This window comes from bacterium, from assembly GCA_020440705.1.
GTDB lineage: Bacteria > Krumholzibacteriota > Krumholzibacteriia > LZORAL124-64-63 > LZORAL124-64-63 > JAGRNP01.
The window spans coordinates 38,260-58,829 of the sequence record JAGRNP010000010.1 but is presented as its reverse complement, the minus strand read 5'-3'; the positions used below and the strand labels follow the sequence as shown (position 1 = coordinate 58,829).

The 20,570-nt window shown below is 70.4% G+C and carries 20 protein-coding genes; 7 read left to right on the top strand and 13 right to left on the bottom strand.

What is annotated here, in order from left to right; all coding sequences use genetic code 11:
• Positions 1 to 156 precede the first annotated feature (156 nt).
• Complete coding sequence (locus KDM41_03215) at positions 157 to 1,089, top strand: DMT family transporter (protein MCB1182417.1); 933 nt, start codon at positions 157 to 159, stop codon at positions 1,087 to 1,089.
• A 308-nt stretch (positions 1,090 to 1,397) separates the two neighbouring features.
• Here KDM41_03215 and KDM41_03210 read toward each other — a convergent pair whose 3' ends face one another.
• Positions 1,398 to 2,096, bottom strand: a complete 699-nt coding sequence (locus KDM41_03210; protein MCB1182416.1) for a hypothetical protein — start codon at positions 2,094 to 2,096, stop codon at positions 1,398 to 1,400.
• Positions 2,097 to 2,121: 25 nt separating this feature from the next.
• The gene (locus KDM41_03205) at positions 2,122 to 3,108 is read right to left on the bottom strand and encodes a hypothetical protein (GenBank protein ID MCB1182415.1); all 987 of its coding nucleotides are present in this window, start codon (positions 3,106 to 3,108) and stop codon (positions 2,122 to 2,124) included.
• A gap of 171 nt (positions 3,109 to 3,279) precedes the next feature.
• Here KDM41_03205 and KDM41_03200 point away from each other — a divergent pair, with 171 nt between their 5' ends.
• From KDM41_03200 to KDM41_03185, 4 genes are all read left to right on the top strand, one after another.
• Positions 3,280 to 3,921: an HAD family hydrolase gene (locus KDM41_03200; GenBank protein MCB1182414.1), complete on the top strand. Its 642-nt coding sequence runs from the start codon at positions 3,280 to 3,282 to the stop codon at positions 3,919 to 3,921.
• Positions 3,922 to 3,938: 17 nt separating this feature from the next.
• Positions 3,939 to 4,448, top strand: a complete 510-nt coding sequence (locus KDM41_03195; GenBank protein MCB1182413.1) for an asparaginase — start codon at positions 3,939 to 3,941, stop codon at positions 4,446 to 4,448.
• Positions 4,449 to 4,537: 89 nt separating this feature from the next.
• On the top strand, positions 4,538 to 4,831 hold the full coding sequence (locus KDM41_03190; GenBank protein ID MCB1182412.1) for a (2Fe-2S) ferredoxin domain-containing protein: 294 nt from the start codon (positions 4,538 to 4,540) through the stop codon (positions 4,829 to 4,831).
• The gene (locus KDM41_03185; protein MCB1182411.1) at positions 4,824 to 5,276 is read left to right on the top strand and encodes an META domain-containing protein; all 453 of its coding nucleotides are present in this window, start codon (positions 4,824 to 4,826) and stop codon (positions 5,274 to 5,276) included. The genes KDM41_03190 and KDM41_03185 overlap by 8 nt, the downstream gene beginning before the upstream one ends.
• A 2-nt stretch (positions 5,277 to 5,278) precedes the next feature.
• On the opposite strand, the gene KDM41_03180 is transcribed toward KDM41_03185, so the two are convergent.
• The 9 genes from KDM41_03180 to KDM41_03140 form a co-directional block, all read right to left on the bottom strand.
• Positions 5,279 to 8,002: a hypothetical protein gene (locus KDM41_03180; GenBank protein MCB1182410.1), complete on the bottom strand. Its 2,724-nt coding sequence runs from the start codon at positions 8,000 to 8,002 to the stop codon at positions 5,279 to 5,281.
• Between the two features lie 155 nt (positions 8,003 to 8,157).
• A complete protein-coding gene (locus KDM41_03175) occupies positions 8,158 to 8,637 on the bottom strand; it encodes a hypothetical protein (GenBank protein ID MCB1182409.1) in 480 nt (159 codons plus the stop codon).
• Positions 8,634 to 10,013 carry a HAMP domain-containing histidine kinase gene (locus KDM41_03170; GenBank protein ID MCB1182408.1) on the bottom strand — a complete coding sequence of 460 codons (1,380 nt, stop codon included), beginning with the start codon at positions 10,011 to 10,013 and terminating at the stop codon, positions 8,634 to 8,636. Before KDM41_03170 ends, KDM41_03175 begins: the two co-directional genes overlap by 4 nt.
• Before the next feature lie 8 nt (positions 10,014 to 10,021).
• Positions 10,022 to 10,417, bottom strand: coding sequence for a response regulator (locus KDM41_03165; protein MCB1182407.1), 396 nt, complete (start codon positions 10,415 to 10,417; stop codon positions 10,022 to 10,024).
• Positions 10,389 to 10,862 carry a hydrogenase maturation protease gene (locus KDM41_03160; protein MCB1182406.1) on the bottom strand — a complete coding sequence of 158 codons (474 nt, stop codon included), beginning with the start codon at positions 10,860 to 10,862 and terminating at the stop codon, positions 10,389 to 10,391. Before KDM41_03160 ends, KDM41_03165 begins: the two co-directional genes overlap by 29 nt.
• Complete coding sequence (locus KDM41_03155; protein MCB1182405.1) at positions 10,859 to 12,178, bottom strand: Ni/Fe hydrogenase subunit alpha; 1,320 nt, start codon at positions 12,176 to 12,178, stop codon at positions 10,859 to 10,861. Before KDM41_03155 ends, KDM41_03160 begins: the two co-directional genes overlap by 4 nt.
• Positions 12,178 to 12,942 carry an NADH:ubiquinone oxidoreductase gene (locus tag KDM41_03150; GenBank protein MCB1182404.1) on the bottom strand — a complete coding sequence of 255 codons (765 nt, stop codon included), beginning with the start codon at positions 12,940 to 12,942 and terminating at the stop codon, positions 12,178 to 12,180. The genes KDM41_03155 and KDM41_03150 overlap by 1 nt, the downstream gene beginning before the upstream one ends.
• A complete protein-coding gene (locus KDM41_03145; protein ID MCB1182403.1) occupies positions 12,942 to 13,793 on the bottom strand; it encodes an FAD/NAD(P)-binding protein in 852 nt (283 codons plus the stop codon). The genes KDM41_03150 and KDM41_03145 overlap by 1 nt, the downstream gene beginning before the upstream one ends.
• Positions 13,794 to 13,807: 14 nt before the next feature.
• Positions 13,808 to 14,833 (bottom strand): 4Fe-4S dicluster domain-containing protein, encoded by a 1,026-nt coding sequence (locus KDM41_03140; protein ID MCB1182402.1) that lies wholly within the window; start codon positions 14,831 to 14,833, stop codon positions 13,808 to 13,810.
• A 540-nt stretch (positions 14,834 to 15,373) separates the two neighbouring features.
• Between KDM41_03140 and KDM41_03135 the strand changes: the two genes are divergently transcribed.
• Both KDM41_03135 and KDM41_03130 read left to right on the top strand, forming a co-directional pair.
• A complete protein-coding gene (locus KDM41_03135) occupies positions 15,374 to 16,585 on the top strand; it encodes an aminotransferase class I/II-fold pyridoxal phosphate-dependent enzyme (GenBank protein ID MCB1182401.1) in 1,212 nt (403 codons plus the stop codon).
• Positions 16,578 to 18,335 carry a homoserine dehydrogenase gene (locus KDM41_03130; protein MCB1182400.1) on the top strand — a complete coding sequence of 586 codons (1,758 nt, stop codon included), beginning with the start codon at positions 16,578 to 16,580 and terminating at the stop codon, positions 18,333 to 18,335. Before KDM41_03135 ends, KDM41_03130 begins: the two co-directional genes overlap by 8 nt.
• Before the next feature lie 77 nt (positions 18,336 to 18,412).
• Here KDM41_03130 and KDM41_03125 read toward each other — a convergent pair whose 3' ends face one another.
• Together KDM41_03125 and KDM41_03120 are read right to left on the bottom strand one after the other, a co-directional pair.
• Positions 18,413 to 19,351, bottom strand: a complete 939-nt coding sequence (locus KDM41_03125) for a hypothetical protein (protein MCB1182399.1) — start codon at positions 19,349 to 19,351, stop codon at positions 18,413 to 18,415.
• Positions 19,352 to 19,589: 238 nt separating this feature from the next.
• Entirely contained in the window at positions 19,590 to 20,018 is a 429-nt protein-coding gene (locus tag KDM41_03120) for a hypothetical protein (GenBank protein MCB1182398.1), read from the bottom strand.
• Positions 20,019 to 20,570 lie beyond the last annotated feature (552 nt).

Sequence of the window (20,570 nt, the reverse complement as noted above, 5' to 3'; positions counted from 1 at the left end):
CGCCGCGCCGGCCCGGACCCGGACGCCCGAAGAGGTCATCCCCCTCGACGACGAGGACTTCTGACGCGGGTGGCGCCGGGAGCGCCGGGCGACTAGACTGCGGGGCCGGAGCGATCCGGCCCCGCCGCTTTTCTTCCCCAGCCGAGGGCGAACGCCATGACCCGTCCCACCGCCGCCCCGTCGCCCGCCCCCGCGAGCAGGGCCCGGGTGCGCGCAGCCCTCGTGTCGATCCAGGTCCTCTTCGGCATCAACTACCTGGCCTCGAAGATCCTCGTCACCGAGATCGGCGCACCGGCGTGGGCGTCGCTGCGCACCCTGGCCGCCTTCGTCGTCGTGGCCCTGATCGTCTTCGCCGCCCGCCGCCCCCTGCCCGCGCGGCGCGACATGGGCCTGCTCGCGGTGGCCTCCATTTTCGGCATCGTGCTGAACCAGGGCCTCTTCCTCGAAGGCCTGGCCCGCACGACGGTGGGCCGCTCGGCCCTGATCTGCAGCCAGATCCCGACCTTCGTGCTGCTCTTCTCGGTGCTGGGCCGCCAGGAACCCCTCACGCGGCGCAAGGCCGCCGGCTTCGTGGCCGGCATCGCGGGGGTGCTCGTGCTCCTCGAAGCCGACCGCTTCGCGTGGGACGCGCGCCACCTCGCCGGCGACCTCCTGACCCTGGCCAACGCCGCGAGCTTCGCCCTCTACGTCGTGCTCACGCGGCGCATCATGGCCCGCAACGATCCGCTGGCCGCCACGATGGTGGTCTTCGGCGCGGGCGCCGTGGGCATGTTCCTCTATGGCGGCCGCGCCCTGCTCGCCACCGATCTGTCCCGGCTCGACGCCGGCCACCTGCTGATCATGGCCTACGTCGTGCTCGGCGCCACGGTGGCCACGTACTTCCTGAACCTGTGGGCCGTCAAGCGCGTCGCCGCCACCCGCGTCGCCATCTTCATCTTCCTGCAGCCGCTCATCGCGGCCACCCTCGGGGTCGTGTTCCGCGGCGAGGACCTGACCGGGCGCTTCGTCCTGGCCTCCGCCCTCATCTTCACCGCCCTGCTGCTGCGCGACGGCACGGCGCCGACCGTCCGGCCGCGAGAATCCGCTTGATCGGGGTCGCGGGGCCCACCATTATGAAACCGGGTCCCGTGGGACCCGAATGAGCGGAAGCGGAGGCCACCAGGCTCGTCCCGACGAACGGACCGACCCCGCCTGCCCTGAAACATAGGCAGCGCAAAGTCGTGTCGGGAGCGGGCTCCGGACTGGACCGCGACTCACGATCGCATGATCGGGCCCGGTCCAGAAAAAGGGACGGATCCACTTCGGAGCGGCCTGGCCGCAGCGGAGAAAAAAGGCGGAGCCCCGCAAGGAGCTCCGCCTCGTTCTATGCGGCCCCGGTCCGGGCCGGCCCGCCGCCGCTACTCGGGCAGCAGCATCGTGTCGAGCTCGGTGATGTCCCCGGTGTCCAGGTCGATCTCCCAGGCCCGGCTGCTCATCTCGAGCAGGGCCGTGCCGCCGCCGCCGTAGGTCACGGTGGCGGTGTACCCGCTGCCGGTGAAGGTCATGGTCCCGCTGCCGGGATACGCCCCGCCCGAAACCACCGCCAGCGAGTCGAAGGTGAAGCTCGCCGCGTAGGGCCCGGAGGCGAAGGTGCCCGCTCCGGTGATGACCGCCGTGTCGGGGTCATCGTTCCGGTTGATGGCCGCGTCCAGATCGAAGCCCAGCAGCACGGTGCCCGAGAAGCCCTGCAGCCCGATGGTGATGACCAGGGGCGCGCCCTCGTCGGTGAACAGGTCGACATGGTCGGCCGTGGCCGTGCCGGACGGCTGGCCGCCCGCCGTGAAGACCAGGTTCACCATGCCGGCCACGTCGCCGGTGAAGGTGTGGGTGAAGGCGTCCTTGTCGGCCTTGGCGCCGAACTCGACCGTCTGGGGCGAGACCACGGCGGCCGCCATGGCCACGTAGGCGGCCTGGTGCGCGACGTCCTCGCCGCTCAGGGCCGGGGCCTCGTCCTGGGGGGCCACCGGGTCGTTGCTGCAGCCGCCGACCAGCAGGCCCGCCAGCAGCAGGGGCAGCAGCACCGTCCCCCGCCGCAGGATGCTCTCGATGTTCTTCATGTCGTTGCTCCTTTTCCCGTGCCGTCTACAGCCCGAACATCAGGCCGGCCGACCAGGTGGTCATCTCGTTGCCGAAGCCGGCCTCGATGTTGAGCTTGGCGAGGATGTCGAGGGTCGCCCCGAGGGTAAACCGCGTGTCCTGCCGCCCGTCGATGGTGAAGTCGACCTGGCTGTTCAGGGCCGGGTCGGTCGGATGCTCGAACTCGTAGGAGACATCCATCTCCGAGTCCTCCAGCGCGAAACCGCCGTAGACCGTCAGCCGCGTGAAGCTCTTGCTCGCGGCGGCGAAGATCGACGAGGCGTTCGACTGGTAGATGGTGCCGACGTCGATGTCCTGGTTGAAGAATCCGACCATGACGTCGACGGGCAGGGTCTTCAGCAGGCCGTTGGCGTTCCAGCTCAGGCCATAGCCGAAGTACTTGGTCTTGCCGTAGTCGCCGGTATCCATCTCGGGGAGCCACCGCACCGTGAGTTTCAGGCCCGCCAGGCCGCCGATGTAGGCCTCGGGCGCGACCATGGGCGACCACTTCGTGTCGACCAGGCCGGGAATGGTTTCGGCACTGAACACCTCGATGCCGTTCACGAAGCCCTGCACGCGGCCGTTGGTCTCGGTGTCGCCGAAGATCGTCGGGCCGGACATGTAGACGTCACCGGTGGTGCCGTCCGGCAGGCTGGGGTCGTAGTCGCTCAGGTCGACGTTCCGGATCACCTTGCCGAAGGTGCGGTCGTCGTCGTTCACCTGGGTGCCCATGAACTTGACGCCGAGGCCGAAGGTCAGACCCGTCCAGGGCACGTGGGCCGTGGAAAAGAGGTTGCTGTTCACGTTGGGGCCGTAGCTGAACAGGAACGGCGAAGAGTAGGCTACGGCGTAGTCCTCGCCGACCTGGGTGAGGAGCTCCTCGAGATCCTCGGCCCCCGCGGTCCCCGCCGCGCCGACCCACAGCGCGGTCAGCGCCATCATGGCCACGAGCGCGCCCCCACGCCTGCGGCTCGTCCCTTGCAATCGCATCATCGGACCCTCCGGGGTTTGCAATTTGGAGATTGGCGGCTGAAAGGGTATCATATCCCCCCATACGCCGATTCTAACACCAAACACGTGATTGGGGAATCGTGCAACCGGGACGGGCGCCGCCGCGCGGGTCCATCCCAGCCAGTGGCGTGCCAACCGACGGGAACCCGAGGAATGTCGGCGGAGATCAGCAGATTCATCATGTGGGACATGGCGGGAACCCTGATCCCGTTCGACACGGTCACCGGGCGCCCCCGGGGTCTGCCCGAATGCGGCGATTTCCTCCCCGAACTGGCCCGCGACTACCGGATGATCTGCACGACGGGCGATTCGACCGCGGGCGCCCGCGGCCTGCTGGCCAATTTCGAGATCCTGCCCCACCTCGAGACGGTCTTCGGCGACCTGAACCAGCCCGTGGGCAAGCCCTACGGCGAGATCCTGCGCCAGCTCGAGGGCGAGCCCCCGCGCAGCCTGGCCATCGGCGACCGCCTGCGGGCCGACATCCCGTCGGACACCCCCGAGGTGCTGACGGTGCTGATCAACCAGGACGGCCAGATCAACAGTGCCGGCATGGTTTCCTACCTGCTGCACATCCTGAACCGCCAGGACGCCGCCGACCTGCCCACCGCCTTCCGCCACCTGACGATCACCGCCGCCATCGACAAGGAGGCCGTCGGCCCCCGCGCCGGCGGGCGCGTCACCTCGGCCTGGCGGCGCAACGACGGCTTCGACTACTGCCTGTGGGTGTACGAGCACGACGCCCTCGACGGCGAGCGCCTGGTCATCCGGCTGGGCGGCTGCCTCGAAGACGACTGATTCCCCGAGGGGCGACCATGAACGACACGATCCGTCTCTTCGTCACCGGCGGCACCTTCGACAAGGAGTACGACGAGCGCAACGGCACGCTGTACTTCAAGGACACCCACCTGCGCGACATCCTCAAGCTCGGCCGCTCCCAGCTCGACGTCGAGGTGCGCACCCTGATGCTCATCGACTCCCTGGACATGGACGACGAGGACCGCGAGGTCATTCTCAGCCAGTGCCGCAAGTGCGACAACCGGCGCATCGTCATCACCCACGGCACCGACACCATGGAGCAGACGGCGCGGCTGCTGGGCGAGCACCTCGGCGACCCGGAGCTGCAGGGCAAGACCATCGTCCTGACCGGCGCCATGATCCCCTACGCCTTCGGCTCGAGCGACGGCCTGTTCAACCTGGGCAGCTCGCTGGCCTTCGCCCAGTCCCTGTCGCCGGGGGTGTACGTGGCCATGAACGGGCGCTGCTTCACCTGGGACAACGTGCGCAAGAACCGCGACGCGGGCGTGTTCGAGGAGATCGACTGATCCGGATTTCGGGGATGCGGGCCGGGGGCCCCGCGGTATATTGTGGCGCGAGGACGTCCACCCATCACCGTTTTCCCGGAGTGCCCGCGATGCTGAAGTTCCCCGCCCCCTTCCCCAACGCGATCTTCGTCTGCACCCACGTGCGCCCCGAGGGGCACCCGAAGCCCTGCTGCGGCGCCCGCGGCAGCGCCGCGCTGCGCGACGAACTGAAGGAGATGGTGCGCGGTCAGGGTCTGGACATGCAGATCCGCGTCTTCCAGAGCGGCTGCCTCGGCGGCTGCGAGCGCGGCCCCATGGCGCTGCGCTACCCGGACGGCGAACTGATGATGGGTGTCACGCGGGAAGACCTGGAGCAGATCATCGCGGACGCGAAGGGTGAGTAGGTTCGTCCCGGGCGCGGCGCTGCTGGCCGTGGCGCTGTCGGGCGCCCTGGCCGGCTGCGCCGCCTACCGCGGTCCGCAGGACGCCTCGCCCGCGTCGGGACAGGCCACCCTCGTCGACACCTACTGGAAGCTGGTCCGCATCGACGAGGCCGAGATCACCACCGCGGCCGACGCCCGCGAGGCCCACCTGATCCTGCGCCCCGACCACCGCGTCACCGGCTTCGCCGGCTGCAACACCTTCACCGGCAGCTGGCAGGACGAGGACGGCAGGATCTCCCTGGGTCCCCTCGTCTCCACCCGCATGGCCTGCGCCGACCTCGGCAGCGAGCAGCGCATGCTCGGCGCCCTCGACGGCGACATCCTCGCCGAGCTCGACGGCACGACCCTCATCGTGACCGGCGCCGACGGCACCGAACTCCTCTTCGAGGCGCGCTACGCCCGCTAGCCCTACCTGACCAGCGCCATCGCCCGCGTCCGCACCGGCCCGTCGCCGGTCCGCAGGCGCGCGAAGTAGGTGCCCGAAGCCACCGCCCGGCCCCGGTCGTCCGTGCCGTCCCACACCACCGTCCGCGCCCCGGCATCCACCCGGCCGGCCAGCAGCCGCCGCACGCGGCTGCCGCGGGCGTCGTACACGTCGAGGGTCACGGCCCCGGCCCGGTCGAGCTCGAGCGGGATCGCCACCCGCGGGTTGAACGGGTTGGGGAACGGCCGGCCCAGGCCGACACGCGCCGGGAGCTCCCCGTCGCCCGGCACCGCCGAGACCGGCGAGTAGGGCTCGAGCAGGAAGTCGGACAGGATCGTCTCGACGTTGGCGCTCAGGCCCGCCGCGTTCAGGCGGTAGGGCCGCCCGCCGACCAGGGCGAAGCGCCCGCCGTCGGCGCGGAAGGTGCCGCCGCCGGGCGGCACGGCCAGGGCGCCGCTGATCCGCGCCGGGTAGTTGAGCGCGTCCTTGTAGAGCGCGGTGGTGTTGGGGCCCACCGAAGCCAGGAAAAGGTCGACGAAGCTCTGCGTGCCCGTGATCGCGATGCTCGTCAGCTCGGGAACGAGCGCGGTGACCGACCCGATGGTGACGTTCACCTCGGCGAAGTCCACGCCGAGATAGGCGTCGAGCCCGCCGGTGAGGAAGGCCTGGCTCCACCGCGTCAGCAGCAGCACGTTCCCGCCCGCCTCGAGGTACGACTTGATGGGCGTCTCGTCCCAGCGCGCCAGGTCGCCGTTGTAGTTGTTCCCCACCCAGATCACCGTCGAGTAGTCGCCGATCACGTCGGGCGGCACCGGGCCGTGGCCGAGGGGCGCGGGCAGGGTCGAGGGGTAGCCGCCCGGATCGCCGAAGCAGTCCCAGAAGGTGATGGGCGTATCGCCCCAGAACGCCTTGTTCTCGTAGGCGGTGGTGATCTCGGTGCCGTAGGTGGCCCAGTCGACGCCGTTGACCAGCAGGACGCCCTGGTCCAGCGACGCGTTCGGCACCGTGAGCACGAGTTTGCGCAGGATCCAGCGGTCCGGATCCACGGCCACCGACTCGACCGTGCCCGGCGCGTCCACCACGAACTGCTGGCTGAGCTGGTCGTTCTCCACGGTGACGTCGTACACGCCCTGGTCGGTGGTGATGCGCAGCGGCACCGGCATGGTGAACAGCCCGCCCTGGGTCTGCACCTGGTCCAGGGTGACGGTCACCTCGCCCGCGCCGGGGCCCGCGGCCCAGCCCGCCTCGTACACCGGGTAGTACTCGCCGTAGATCCACTGCTGGAAGAACGCCGCCAGGTCGCGCCCGCTGACCGCCTCCATGGCGGCCTGCAGGTCCTCGGTCGTGGCCGAGCCGTAGAGGTGGTTCGCCCGGTAGAGGGCCAGACCGGCGAAGAAGTCGGCATCGCCCAGCACCCCGCGCAGCATGTGCACGACCCAGCTGCCCTTGTTGTAGCTCAGGTTCGAGTCGAAGATGCTCTCGGTGAGGGGGTCCTCGACGAAGATCGTGCCCGCGCCGTAGTAGCCCGCGATGGCCATGTAGTCCTGGTAGGTGGCGAAGCCGTACTGCTGCTCGGCCCAGTAGGCCTCGCTCCAGGTGGCGAAGCCCTCGTTCAGCCAGATGTGGCCGAAGTCGGCGCAGGTGACCATGTCGCCCCACCACTGGTGGCCCAGCTCGTGGCTGATGAGATCCTCGCTGGCGCCGCCCAGGCTGGTCAGCGTCTGGTGCTCCATGCCGCCGCCCCAGACGAACTCGGCGTGGCCGTACTTCTCGTCCACGAACGGGTACTCGCCGTAGGCCTGGGCGAAGGTACCGATCATGGGCACCGTCAGGGCGTACAGGGGCTGCACCGAGGCGTAGTGCTCGGGATAGACGTAGAACTGCACCTCCATGGGGTCGCCGCCGCCCAGGGGCGCGTACCAGTCCGAGTAGCGCTGATAGGGGTAGATGGCCAGCGAGACGAGGTACGTGGCGATGGGGTAGTTCGTCTTCCAGTGGAAGGTGCGCCAGGTGCCGTCGGTGGTCTCGGACACCAGCAGGCCGTTGCTCGCCGCGGTCTCGTTGTCGAGTACCGTGACGACGATGTCGGCCGAGTCGGGCTTGTCGGTGTTCAGGTCCTTGCACGGCCACCAGGCGCGCGCCCCGTAGGGCTCGCTCAGGGTCCAGGTCATGTTGCGGCCGAAGGCAGTGCTCCAGCCGAAGTACTCCCCGGCCGGATTCCCGCTGTAGCTCACCGTCACGACCACCGTCTCGTCCGTGGTGTAGGTGCGATCGAGGCTGACGGTCAGCACGTCGCCGCTGCGGCTCCAGCCCGCGGCGGCGCCTCCCGCGGTGGCGGCGGTGACGGTCATGTTGGCCTTGAGGTCGAGGTCGAGGGTCGCCAGCGAGGCGCCCGTCACCGTGGCCGTGGTCGTGACCGCGCCCAGCAGGTTGTGGGTCGACGAGTTCACCGTCAGGTCGAGGCCGTAGTGGGTCACGTCGTACAGGCCCTGGTTGGCGGTCTGGGCCGCCTTGGCCGCCAGCAGGCCGCGCGCCCAGCGCTCCTTGGACGCGGCTTCGTCGCGGCGGTGCTCCAGGAGCTCCTGGCGGCGGACGTCCGGGTCGTCGTTCACGGCCGACGGCGCGGCACCCCATGCCTGGGCGGAGCCGATGAAGAGGCAGGTCAGAAACAGGAAGCAGGCGAACGGACGCAACGGACGAGACCGCATGACGGGTTCCTCTGGTTGAAAGCGAATGCCCCGGGACGATTCCCGGCAGGTCCCCCGTCCGCCGGCGCTCCACGATTATACAGGATATCGGGGGGAGAGATCAAATCGGCCCCGAAAGACGCCGTGGCTGGCGCTTCCGGGGTCCCGGCGGGACCCTACTCCGGCCAGGTGAACGTCTCGCGCAGGCAGGCCACGGCCGCGTCGCGCACGTGGGTGTCGACCACGGCGGAGATGCTGTTCACCGACGAGGCGACCGTGTGGGGCTCGAGGCCGCCGCTGCAGAGGGCGCCGAAGACCTGGCACGCGAGGGAGGTCCGCTCGAGGAAGTGCGGCCCGTAGAGGGTGAGGATGACGACCGGCGCCGTCGCCGTCACCGTGCGCGGGTCGTAGCGCCGGCGCACCTCGTCCAGGATCAGGCGGTGCCGGGCCAGCTCGTCGGTGCGCACGCAGAACGACATGCCGGTCAGCCCGCCGGCGTCGCGCCCCACGCTCAGGTACGACAGCGCGATCCCCGCCCGCCCGAACAGCTCGAGGATGCCGCAGGGGCGCCCGGGCTTGGGCACGAAGCCCAGCACCTCGACCAGGGCGTGGTCGCCCTTCTCCACCAGCCCGCCGCACGGGATGCGCTCGCTCACGATGCCCCTCCTCCCGCGCGGGGCCACGCCGCCCGGAACACCGAGCCGACCCCCAACTGGCTCTCCACCGTCACCCGCCCGCCCATGCGCGCCATGAAGCGCCGCACGATGGCCAGGCCCAGCCCCGTGCCCAGCCGCGACGTCTCCCGAGCCGAGGCGGTGCGGTAGAACTCGTCGAAGATGCGCTCCTGCTCCGCCGGCGCGATGCCCGGCCCGCGATCGGCCACCGACACCGCCACCTCGGCGGGCCCGTCCACGACCGCCACGGTGACCGGTCCCGATCCGCCGTAGCGCAGGGCGTTGCCCACCAGGTTCGCCAGCACCTTGTCGATCATGTCGGGATCGCCCCGCACCGCGGCCGCCCCCGGGGCCGGACGCCACACGAGCTCCCGATCGGGACCGGCGTCGTCGCGCAGCCGCGCGCACACCGCCGCACCCGCGGCGTTCAGGTCGACCACCGTGTCGGCGGCCGGCGCCAGGCCCCCGCCGCGCGTCAGGTCGGCCAGCCCCTGCACGATCCGCGTCGCCTGGTCGAGCCGGGCCAGGGCCCGTTCGAGCAGACCGCGCGCCGGGTCCGCCAAATGGGCGCCTTCGGCCTCCAGCACCGCCTGCACCGCGCTCTGGGCCGTGCCCACCGGGCTCTTCACCTCGTGGGTCACGAAGCGGAAGAAGTCGAGCTTCTCGCGCGCCGCGACCTCGAGCTCCTCCTGCCGCCGCACCAGATCGTCCTTGATGGCCCGGTTGTGGGCCATGATCGAAGCCCCGAGATAGGCGCAGGTGAGCATCACGAGCCAGAAGGCGCCCAGGCCCGCCACCACGAAGGGCAGGCCGTGCCCCAGCTCGCCGGCGCCCGCCACGTGGCGGTGGGGCAGAACTCCGAGATACTCGCCCACGACCATGCCCGAGAAGAGCACGATGGCCAGGCCCGCGATGCGGAAGATGTCCCGGCCGCGGAAGAGCAGGCTCGCCAGGATGACGTGGATCGTGTAGAGGAAGAAGAAGGGGTTCTCGAGCCCGCCCGTGAAGTTCAGCAGCGCGGTGAGGATCAGCAGGTCGACCACCATCTGCACCTTGACGAAGCGCAGCTCGCTCGCGATGTCCCCGGCCGGCCGGCGCCGGTTGCGCAGCACGTACACCCCGTTCAGCACCGCGAGCAGCGCCGCCGCGCCGAAGAGCCCCCGCAGCGGCAGCGCGAGCCCCAGCCACGGCCCCGCCACCAGCGCCCCCGCGGCCACACCCCCCGCCGCACCCCAGCGCAGCCGGTTCAGCCAGTCCAGCCGTTCGCGCAACGACGCCGCCGAGACGAAGTGGGTCTTCGCCGGCGCCGGATCGACGGAAGCGGAGGCGACGGCCCGGCCGCCGCGCGACTCGTCCATGGCCCTCCTCAGATCGTCGTGGGCAGGTGCCGCCGCACCAGATCGACCAGCACCCGCGGGCTGATCGGCTTCTGCACGAACTCGTCCACGGGCAGGAAATCCGCGTCGCGGTCCGGATCGAACTCGAAACCGGTGCGGTCGGTCACCGCCGTCAGCATCAGCAGGGGAACCTCCGCCGTGCGCGGATCCTGGCGCAGGGCGTAGGCCGTATGGAAGCCCTCGTCCACCTGCCCCATCATCACGTCCAGCAGGATGAGGTCCGGCGGCGTCGCGCGGGCCAGGGCCAGGCCGCGCTCGCCGGTCTGGGCGTCGACCACCGCGAACCCCTCGCGCTCGAGCGTCATGCGGATGATCTCCACCAGATCGATGTCGTCGTCAATGACCAGGATGGTCTTCGCCTTCATGCGCCGCCACCTCCGCGCGGATGATGTCGATGACCGCCGGCACCGCCGCGGCCACCGTGTCGCTCAGGTCCTCGTTGATCGCGACCCGCTCCGGCTGCACCCCCACCACCAGCACCCGCCGCGGCAACCGCCCCAGCTGGGCGGCCAGTCCGAACGCGTCGGCCAGGCCGAAGCCGTGCAGGGAGAGATGATCGCCGCGGATCCGCAGCTCGACCTCCGACGGCCGGAACCCCATGGCCTCGCCGGGATCGAGACCCATGTCCGCCGCGTCGATCACGACGTTCGTCTCGCCGGGCGCCAGGGCGTCGACGAGGGCCAGGGCGTCCGTCTGCAGGTCGACCAGACGGGCGCCGGGGAAGGAATCACCCTCCCGGATCGCCTCCAGGACGGCCGCCCCGATCCCGTCGTCGCCGTAGAAGCTGTTGCCCACCGCGAAGATCCTCATGTGAAGCTCACGTCCAGCAGGTGCACCGAGCAGCTGATGCACGGGTCGTAGGCGCGCACGAGCATCTCGAGGGCGAGCGTGACGCCGTCCTGCCCGCGCCCGATCATCTGCGGCACGAGCGCCACCATGTCCGCGTCGATGTTGGCCAGGTTCTGCCCCGTCGGGATGATGCAGTTCGCCGCCGCGATGCGCCCGCGGGTGTCGTAGGTGTACTCGTGATAGAGGATCCCCCGCGGCACCTCGGTCGCGCCGACGCCGGTGCCGAAGCGCTTCGGCTCCTGGTCCGCCGGCTCGTCCTTCAGCCCGGCGGCCAGCAGCCGGTCGATGATGCGCAGGCTCTCCTCCGCGCACTCGGCCGCCTCGACCACCTGGGCGATGGTGTTCAGGAACGGGTTGCGGCAGTCCGGCGCGAGCCCCAGCGCCCGCGCCGCCGTGTGCGCCAGCTCGCCGAGCTTGTCGTGGTTGTTGTTCCACCGCGCGAGGGCGCCCACCATGTAGCTCGAGCGGTTCGCCCGGCAGTGCTTGCTCGTGCTGTGCGGCACCACGAACTCGTTGGTCATGCGCCGGTATTCGGCGTCCGGCACGCGGCCCGTGTCCGTCGAGCAGATGTCGCCGTCGTACAGGGCGTATTCGTCGTCGCAGCGCAGCGAGATGTACTCGGTGTCGCGCGTGAAGTCCGGGATCGCCCCGGCCAGCGCCTTCAGCGTCTCGATGGTCGCCAGCAGGTCGGGCATCATCTCCTCGGCCAGGCGACGGCGCAGTTCGCGCAGCTCCCCGGCCCCGGGCACCCGCGTGAAGCCCCCCGGGATCGGCGTGACCGGATGCACCGCCCGCCCCGACACCACGTCGCCGATGTCGTTGGCCAGCCGCTTCATGCGCAGGGCCCGCCTGACGACGTCCGGATGCGACGCCACCAGCGGGAACACCGAACCGACGCCGAGCAGGTCCGGGGCCGCCAGGAAGTAGGCGTGCAGGATGTTCGACTGCAGCGTCGCCCCGTGGATGCACAGCTTGCGCAGCAGCACCGTCTGCTCGCTCACCTCCAGGCCCAGCGCCGCCTCCGTCGCCTTCAGCGAGGTGATCTGGTGGCCCAGCGAGCAGATGCCGCAGATGCGCGAGGTGATGATGGCGGCCTCATGGAAGCTGCGCCCCTTGAGCATGGCCTCGAAGTAGCGCGGCGCCTCGACGATCTCGAGGCGGGCCCTCTCCAGCCGCCCCTCCTTCATGTCCACCACGATGTCGCCGTGCCCCTCGACCCGCGTCAGGTGGCGCACCCTGATCTCCAGGTCGCGTCCCGTGCCCGTGCGCGTGCCCATCACTTCACCCCCTGCATCTCGTTGGCGTTGTACAGCTGCAGACGCTTCCAGGCCTCGTCGGTGCTCAGGCCGTGGGCCACGAGGATCTCCCGCATCCCGGCCAGGTTCGGGTCCGGGACGAGACCCCGGCAGCCCGTGCAGTACTGGCCCACCGACGGGCAATGGGCGTCGCAGCCGGCGCGCGTGACGGGCCCGAGACAGATCATCCCGCGCTCGTACACGCACTCGTTCTCCTTCAGCTTGCACTCCACGCACACGGCGTGGTCGGGCTCGACCGGGATCTTGCCCATCACCAGCGAGGTGAAGACCTTCAGGAACTCGAGCTGCGTCATGGGGCAGCCCCGCACCCGGTAGTCGACCTTCACCACGTCCTCGACGGCGAGGGCGGGCAGGCTGGGAAAGAGGTAGCGGTCGTCGCCGTACACCTCGCCCCGCACCTCGTCGGCCGGGCGCGTGTTCTTCAGCCCGTTGATGCCGCCCTGCACCGCGCAGGCCCCGAGCGCCACGAGCACCTTCGTGCGCCGCCGGATGTCGTTGATGCGCCGGATGCAGTCCGGCGTCGAGAGCGAGCCCTCGACGAAGGCGATGTCGTACTCGGGCGCCCGCCCGTCCATGGCCTCGCGCCACTCGACGATGTCCACGTGGGCCAGGATGTCCAGAAGCTGGTCCTCGAAGTTGAGCTGGTTGAGCTCGCACCCCTCGCAGCCGGTGAAGTCGAAGATGCCCACGCGCGGCTTCGCCCGCGCGGCTCCGGTGTCGCTCATCACAGGGCCTCCTGCAGGTTCGCCAGCTCGGTGTACGGGTACACGGGGCCGTCCTGGCACACGTACGAGGCGTTGATCTGGCAGTGGCCGCACTTGCCCACGCCGCACTTCATGCGCCGCTCGAGGGACATCCAGATCTGGTCGTCCTTCAGCCCCTTCGAGCGCAGGGCGAGCAGCACGAAGCGGTACATGACGGGCGGGCCGCACACGCAGCACACGGTGCGGGCCAGGTCGAGCTCGAGACCGGGAATCAGGGTGGTGATCACGCCGGTGCGGCCCCGCCAGGCCTCGCCGCCCCGGTCGACCGTCACGTGGAACTCGATGTCCGGATCGGCCTCCCAGGCGGCGATCTCGTCGCGGAAGAGCAGGTCGGCGTCCGTGCGGCTGCCGTAGCAGATGATCAGCCGCCCGAACTCGTCCCGGCGATCGCGCACCGTGTTGATGAGCGAGCGCATGGGCACCAGGCCGATGCCCCCGGCCACGACGAGCACGTCCCGGCCGAGGAAGCGTTCGAGGTCGACGCCGCGGCCGAACGGACCGCGGATGCCCACCTTCGCCCCGGGCTGCAGCCGGGTCATGACGTCGGTGAGCATGCCGGCCTTGCGCACGCCCAGTTCGAAGGCGCCCTTCAGGGTGGGCGCCGACGAGACCGAGAACGGCGCCTCGCCCACGCCGAAGATCGACACCTCGACGAACTGGCCGGGCTGGTGGCCCAGGTCCGCGCCCCCCGGCAGCTCGAGGCGGTAGAAGACCTCGTGGGCCGTCAGCCGCCGGATGCCGGTGATCTCGGCCATCACCGGCGCGTAGAGCTCCTCCGGTTCGACGGCGGGCAGCAACTCGTTCAGGTTCATGGACGCATCCTCCCTCAGACCGGCGCCACGGTGACGTTCTGCTCGTGGTCGCTGATCAGGCGGTTGACCATGGCCACGATGCTGATCCCGGCCGGACACGCCGCCGTGCACCGGCCGCAGCCGACGCACCACGGCTGCCCGGTGGTGTCGCTGATGTACTTGAACTTGCGGAAGACGCGGTGCCGCTGGCGCGACGCGAGGGACTCCCGGAACACCTCGCCCCCGGCCACCTCGGTGAAGCGCCGCAGCATGCAGCCGTCCCAGTGCCGTTCCCGGTGCCCGTGCGTGACGGTCAGGTCGACGGCCTCCTCGACGTTGAAGCAGTAGCAGGTGGGGCAGACGAGGTTGCAGGAACCGCACCCGACGCAGCGGTCGGCCGACTCGCCCCACACCGGGTTGTCGTAGCTCGCTTCCATCACCTCGGACAGGCGCGACTGGGGCACGAAGATGTGCTGGTGGAACGGCGCCGGACGCGCATGGCCCGCCTCGTGGGGCAGCAGCGGAAAGCCCGCGACGAGCGCCTCGCCCGTCTCGGTCAGGACCTCGAGCACGTAGCCGTCGAACAGGCGGTCGAGGAAGATGTCGCAGCCCGTGCCGTCCTGGGGCCGGATGCCGACCGATCCGGAGAAGTGGTGGCGATCGGGCTCGAAGCTCACGCCGATGAAGACCGCCCCGCGCCGGCGCGTCAGGTAGTTCCGCTCCGGGCTGCCCACCGAGAAGTTGTAGTCGAGGCGTCCCACGGCGGCGACGTCGTAGCTGTGCACACCGAGGAAGATGGTGTCGCACGGCGCCACCGGCGTCAGTTCGTAGGAGTTCTCCGCCAGATCGAAGGTGAGCAGCTCCTCCCGCGGGGGCAGGAAGAACTTCCGGATCGACTGGGTCGTGCGGGCGTAGTCGAGCACCACCCGGTCCGGATCGGTCACCGGCGCGAAGGCGACCGAGCGCGCCCCGCGCTTCTGGGGCGCCACCACCGGGCGCTGCCCCATGAGATGGGAGACGAACGCCGGAATGCGTTCGTCCTCGAGATAGAACTGGACCATGGGCATCCTCCGGACCCCGGTGCAGGACCGGCCGTGCCGCGGGCCGCCTGGAGCGACCCGGCCGGCGCCGGCAAGTCCTCCAACTCTCTGTCTGACTACGCGTTGTGTCCGGGCGCCACAAAGAACACCCGTTTTCAATATGAAATGTTTTTCTTTTGTCAGAATATGTCAAGAAAATAACAATTAAAGACCGATGCGGTTTTCTCTGCGCCCGGCCTTGACGCGCGTTCAAGTGGCCCTCTATCTTGCCGACCCTACGGAAGCGGGGACGTGGTGTCCCCGGCCGATCCGCAGACCAGGAGTCTTTCCGACGTGAACGCGCACCCGCACGGCGACGGCACCCGCACGATGATGCGGAGAATGCCCATGAGCATGGCCATGGCCATGCCCGGGCCGGGCCGTTGTCCGTTCGCGAGGAAGAGAGACCGCTAGATCCCGCGAACATCCTGATGGAGGACAACCGCCCGGCCCCGCGCCCCGGCGGTTTTTTTGTCGCCCGGACGATCCGGACGGCGTCCCCTCCACAGAGGAGTTCGCATCATGTCGCGACCGATCGATCACGCCACCGCCTGCATCCGCGGTGGCTCCGCCCCTCGCGGGGACGACCCCGCCTGGGGAGCCCTGCTGCCCCCGATCTACCAGACCACCACCTTCCGCCACGCCGCCGTCGGCGAGGACCAGACCTACTCCTACAGCCGCGTCGGCAACCCGACCGTCGACGTGCTCGAGGCCCGTCTCGGCGCCCTCGAGGGGGCCGGCCCCGCCCTGGCCTTCGGCACCGGCCTGGCCGCCACGGCCACGCTGTGCCTGGGCCTGCTGCGGACCGGCGACCGCGTCGTCTGCTCGGACGTCGTGTACGGCGGCACCTTCCGCCTCCTGCGCGAGGTGCTGGCCGGCCTCGGCGTCGCGAGCGAGTTCGTCGACACCACCGACCCGGAGAACCTGGCCGCGGCGTTGAGGGCGCCGGCCCGGCTGGTGATCCTGGAGAGCCCCGCCAACCCGACTCTGAAGCTGACCGACATCGCGGCCTGCACCGCGGTGGCCCACGCCCGCGGCGCCCTGGTCGTGGTCGACAACACCTTCCTGACCCCGGTGCTGCAGCAGCCCCTCGACCTCGGCGCCGACCTCACCCTGTGCTCGACCACCAAGTACGTCGACGGCCACAACGCCACGGTCGGCGGCGCGGTCTGCACCCACGACCCGGAGCTGCGCGAGCGCCTGCGGTTGCTGCGCACGGCCCTCGGCACGATCCAGACCCCGCACAACGCGTGGCTCACCCTGCAGGGACTCAAGACCCTGCCGCTGCGCCTGGCGCGCCAGGGGGAATCGGCCCTCCGGATCGCTACGGTGCTGCGCGACGACCCCCGCGTCGAGCGCGTCCTGTACCCCGGTCTGCCCGATTTTCCCCAGCGCGACCTGGCGACCCGCCAGCAGCGCGGCGGCGGCGGTCTGGTCAGCTTCGAGGTCGCCGGCGGCGAGGCGGCCGCGGCCGCCGTGCTGCGGCGGCTGCGCCTGGTGACGCCGGCCGAGAACCTCGGCGCCGTCGAGTCGCTCGCGACCCACCCGGCCACCATGACCCACCGCTGCGTGCCCGCCGAGATCCGCGCCGCCCTCGGCGTGACCGACGGGCTCATCCGCCTCTCGGTCGGGCTCGAGGATCCCGACGCCATCATCGCCGATCTCGACCGGGCGCTCGGCGCCCTCGCGACGAACCCGACCACTCCCTGCCGCAAGGAGGCCCGTCATGCCTAGCCGCCAAGCTCCCGTCGTCGTCCTGAAGTTCGGCAGCTCGGTGCTGCGCGACGAGCTCTCCCTGCCCGCGGCCGTCGCGGAGATCTACCGCGAGGTGCGGCGCGGCCGTCGCGTCGTGGCCGTCGTGTCGGCCTTCGGCGTCACCACCGACACGCTCCTCCAGGACGCGCGCCGCCAATGCGACCGGCCGGATCCCCACGCCCTGGCCCGGCTCCTGGAGACGGGCGAAGCCCGCGCGGCCGCCCACCTCGGCCTCGCGCTGGCCGAGGTCGGACTCGACGCCGAGATCCTCGATCACCGGCGCCTGTCCCTGCGCACGGACGGGCCGGTCCTCGACGCCGAGCCCGTTGCCGTCGACCGCGCCGCCCTGCGGCGCTTCCTGGACGACCATCCCGTGGTCGTCGTGCCCGGGTTCTGCGGACTCGACGCCTCCGGCCGCACCACCCTGCTCGGCCGGGGCGGCTCCGACCTCACTGCGCTCTTCCTCGCACGCGAGGCCGGCGCCGTCGCATGCCGCCTGCTCAAGGACGTCGAGGGACTGCTGCGGGTCGACGACCACGGCCGCCTCGACCGCACGACCCGCTACGCCACGGCCCCCTACGAGGAGTGCCTGCGCGTGGGCGGTCCGCTCGTGCAGCCCAAGGCCGTCGAGTTCGCGGCGCGCCACGGACTCGAGTTCACGATCACCCGCTGCGGTAGCCCGCGGGGCACCGTCGCCGGGCGCCTCCCGACCGGCTTCGAACGCGTCCCGCCGCGGCCCCGCCGCCTCAAGGTGGCCCTCGCCGGACTGGGCAGCGTGGGACTCGGCGTGTGCCGCTGGCTGCAGCGTCTCGAGGAGGACTTCGAACTCACCGGCATCCTGGTGAGCGACGCGAAGACGCGCCGGGCCGTCGACGTGCCGCGCCACCTGCTCACCGAGCGCTGGCGCGACCTGCTGAACCCCCGCCCCGACCTGCTCGTCGAACTCATCGGCGGCACCGACACGGCCGCCGCTCTCGTGGCCGCCGCCCGCCTACGTGGCATCCCGGTCGTGACGGCGAACAAGCAACTGCTCGCCCTCGATCCCGACCTCCTGCGCGAGGCGGCTGCCGGGGACGGCCGCCTGCTGCGGGGTTCGGCCAGCGTCGGCGGCGGCTTGCCCGCCCTGGAGCTCGTGGCGCGACTGGCCGACGAGCTGCCGGTGCTGGCGGTGAGCGGCGTTCTCAACGGCACCTGCAACTTCGTGCTCGACCGGATGCAGGCCGGGGCCCGCTATGGCGACGCGATCCGCGAGGCCCGCGAGCGCGGCCTGGCCGAGGCCGACCCCTATCTGGACGTGAGCGGTCTCGATGCCGTGTACAAGCTGGCGCTGCTGGCGACGGCGGCCTTCGGCGTGCCGGTCACACCCGACGAGATCGTCTGCGAGGGGCTCGACCGGGTGTCGCAGACGCGGCTCGCCCGCGCTCGCGAGTCCGGCGGCGAGTTGAAGCTCGTGGCCGAGGCCCGGCGGCATCGGGGCGGCGTCACGGCGCGAGTGGGGGTGAGGTCGCTGCCGCCGGCCCACCCCCTGGCCGGCTGCCGGGAAGAGGGCAACCGGCTTCTCGTCGAGACGGCCGACGGCACGACCCACCGCCTCGACGGCCTCGGGGCGGGCCGCTGGCCGACCACGTGCGCGGTCGTGGCCGACCTGCTCGACCTGCGACGGACGCTCGTGGCCCCGACCGTACCGGCGGCCGCGGCGGAGCGCCGCAAGCGGGGCACCGGAACCTGATGCCCCGGGCCGAACGGGCAAAGCCGCCGCGGACCGGGTCCGCGGCGGCTGCCCCGCCTCGCGTCGGCGGGCGGCGGCTAGAAGAACGCCACCAGCCCGAGGTGCCCGCCCATGAGCAGGCCGAAGGGAGTGCCGTCGGTGAAGCCCGGCTTCAGGGTGAGGGATCCGGAAAGATCGAAGGCCAGGTTCTCGTCGAGCAGGAGCATGAAGCCGCCGTTGCCGGCGAGGCCGATCTTGGTCTCTGACTCGCGGTAGTCGAAAACGGTCTCCCGGAACCGGTGCTCCATTGCGGTCAGCCCGATCTCGAAGTACCCGACGCTGCGGAACTCCACGTTGTCGACCACGCGCCCGTGGCGGCCGAACATGACCAGGTACTCGTTCAGGGCCACCTCGATGGTGGCCGGCGGCAGATCGAAGTCGTATTCGACTTCGTAGCTGCCGAAGTCCTGCCGCCGGAAGAGGAAGCGCACGTAGTTCTGCGGGCCGACGTTGACCCGCAGGCCGAGCTGGAGGTTCATGCCGTCGTCGAGGCCCTGGAACCAGCCGCCGGTGTGGGTGGCGTACCCCAGCGCAGCGTCGACGGCATAACGGAAGAGCGGCGGGGACGCGAGGCCCGCGCGCGGCGGCGGGATGTCCGGCGCGGCTTCCCCCACCTCGGCGATGACCGGGTCACGGGGCGACGGCGCCGCGGGCACGGGGTGGTCCCGCCGACCGGCGGCGACCTCCGCGGTGATCTCACGGCCGTCGGCGGCGTAGACGCGGGCGATGCGGTCGGGCGCGAACGTCTGCACGGCCCCGTCCGCACGCATGAGCTCGACCTGCCCGCCGCCTTCGACCCACCGGATGGTGACGTCGCGGTACTCCCACCCGCCCACGTCGACGACCCGGACATGCTCCCAGCTCGGCGTGGCCGCCTCGTCCACCGCGACGGCGGTCGGTTCATCGGCCCGCACGACCGCCCCGCCGAACCACGCCAGCAGCACGACCAGCAACGCGATGGCTCTGGCACAACGCAACTCATCCTCCCCCCGGCGCCGCCGCCATGGCCGCGATCCGGCAGGGTCCATTCTGGTGGTTGGGTTTCAGGAAGGCAAGGGCCCGGACGAAGCCGGGCCGCACAGGTCGGCGAAGGAAGGAAAGAATGCTGCCGGATCCGGGGAAGGTCGCCAGGCCGGGGCTGATCGTCGGTGGCGGCCTTCACGCCGGAATCCGGCAGCATAGCGGTCTCGTTCAGGGGCCCTCCGGGCCTTCTCTTCAGGCGGTCGCCTGCATCAGTTCCTCGCGGGCCCGCAGGAGCACCGCCGTGCGCGGGTCATCCTGCAGCAGGGCGCGCAGGAGTTCCTCGGTGCCGACGCGACCCTCGTCGCCATCGGCCTTCCGGGACGAGATCTCGGCCGCCCGGAGCAGCAGCCGCTGCATGCGGAACCCGGGCGTGGCGCACTCGCCCCAGGCGACGGCGTCGCCCGTGGTGTGGTGCGGCAACTTGTTCAGGTCACGCTCGACGCTGAAGCGCAGCTTCGCGGCGTCGTGGTCCTTGCCTCCCTGACGGAGGACTTCCATGCCCGTGCGCCCTGCCAGGACCCACAGCAGATGCAGCGGGTGCACTTCCTTGTGGTTCAGGGCGTCGGCCTTGGCGCTTGCCTCGCGCAGCACCTCACCGGCATTCCTGGTCCAGATCAACATTCGTAGTCCTCCTTTCGGGCAATGCTGTGCGGGCCGGACCACCAGGGGCGTGGACGAGAACCAAGCCCCACCATGTTGTTGGCCCCGGTCGCCCCTGGAGAGAGGTCCGGCCCGCTTTCAGATGTCGCATCGTGTTGTCCGTCTCGGTCCCCCTCATTGCACCCGATGTGCCACCGGGACGATCTGGGATACAAATTGACCGATATCAGCACAAGTAGATGTTTTTGTGTGAGTTACGCGGATCGACAATTTGTCAGCGCCCCCAAAATACTGTATACAGCTAGGCCTGACGAGATGACCGGGAATCCTGCCAATCGTCCTATGTGATTGTTGGGTTAATAAATGAATAGGTATTCAGTATGGCACCTGCCAGGATGGCAGCCGGCGGCAGTCCTCCATTTGAGGACACGGTGACCCCAAAAGCAGTCAACAAAATTCGCAGATAAAGAATTAGCAGCAATGGCGGGCTTTTCCGTGACTCTTGTCACACACGATCCCGGATCCGGAAAGCCCGGTCCCCACCCGCGGCGACCGGATCGACCTGACAGATCC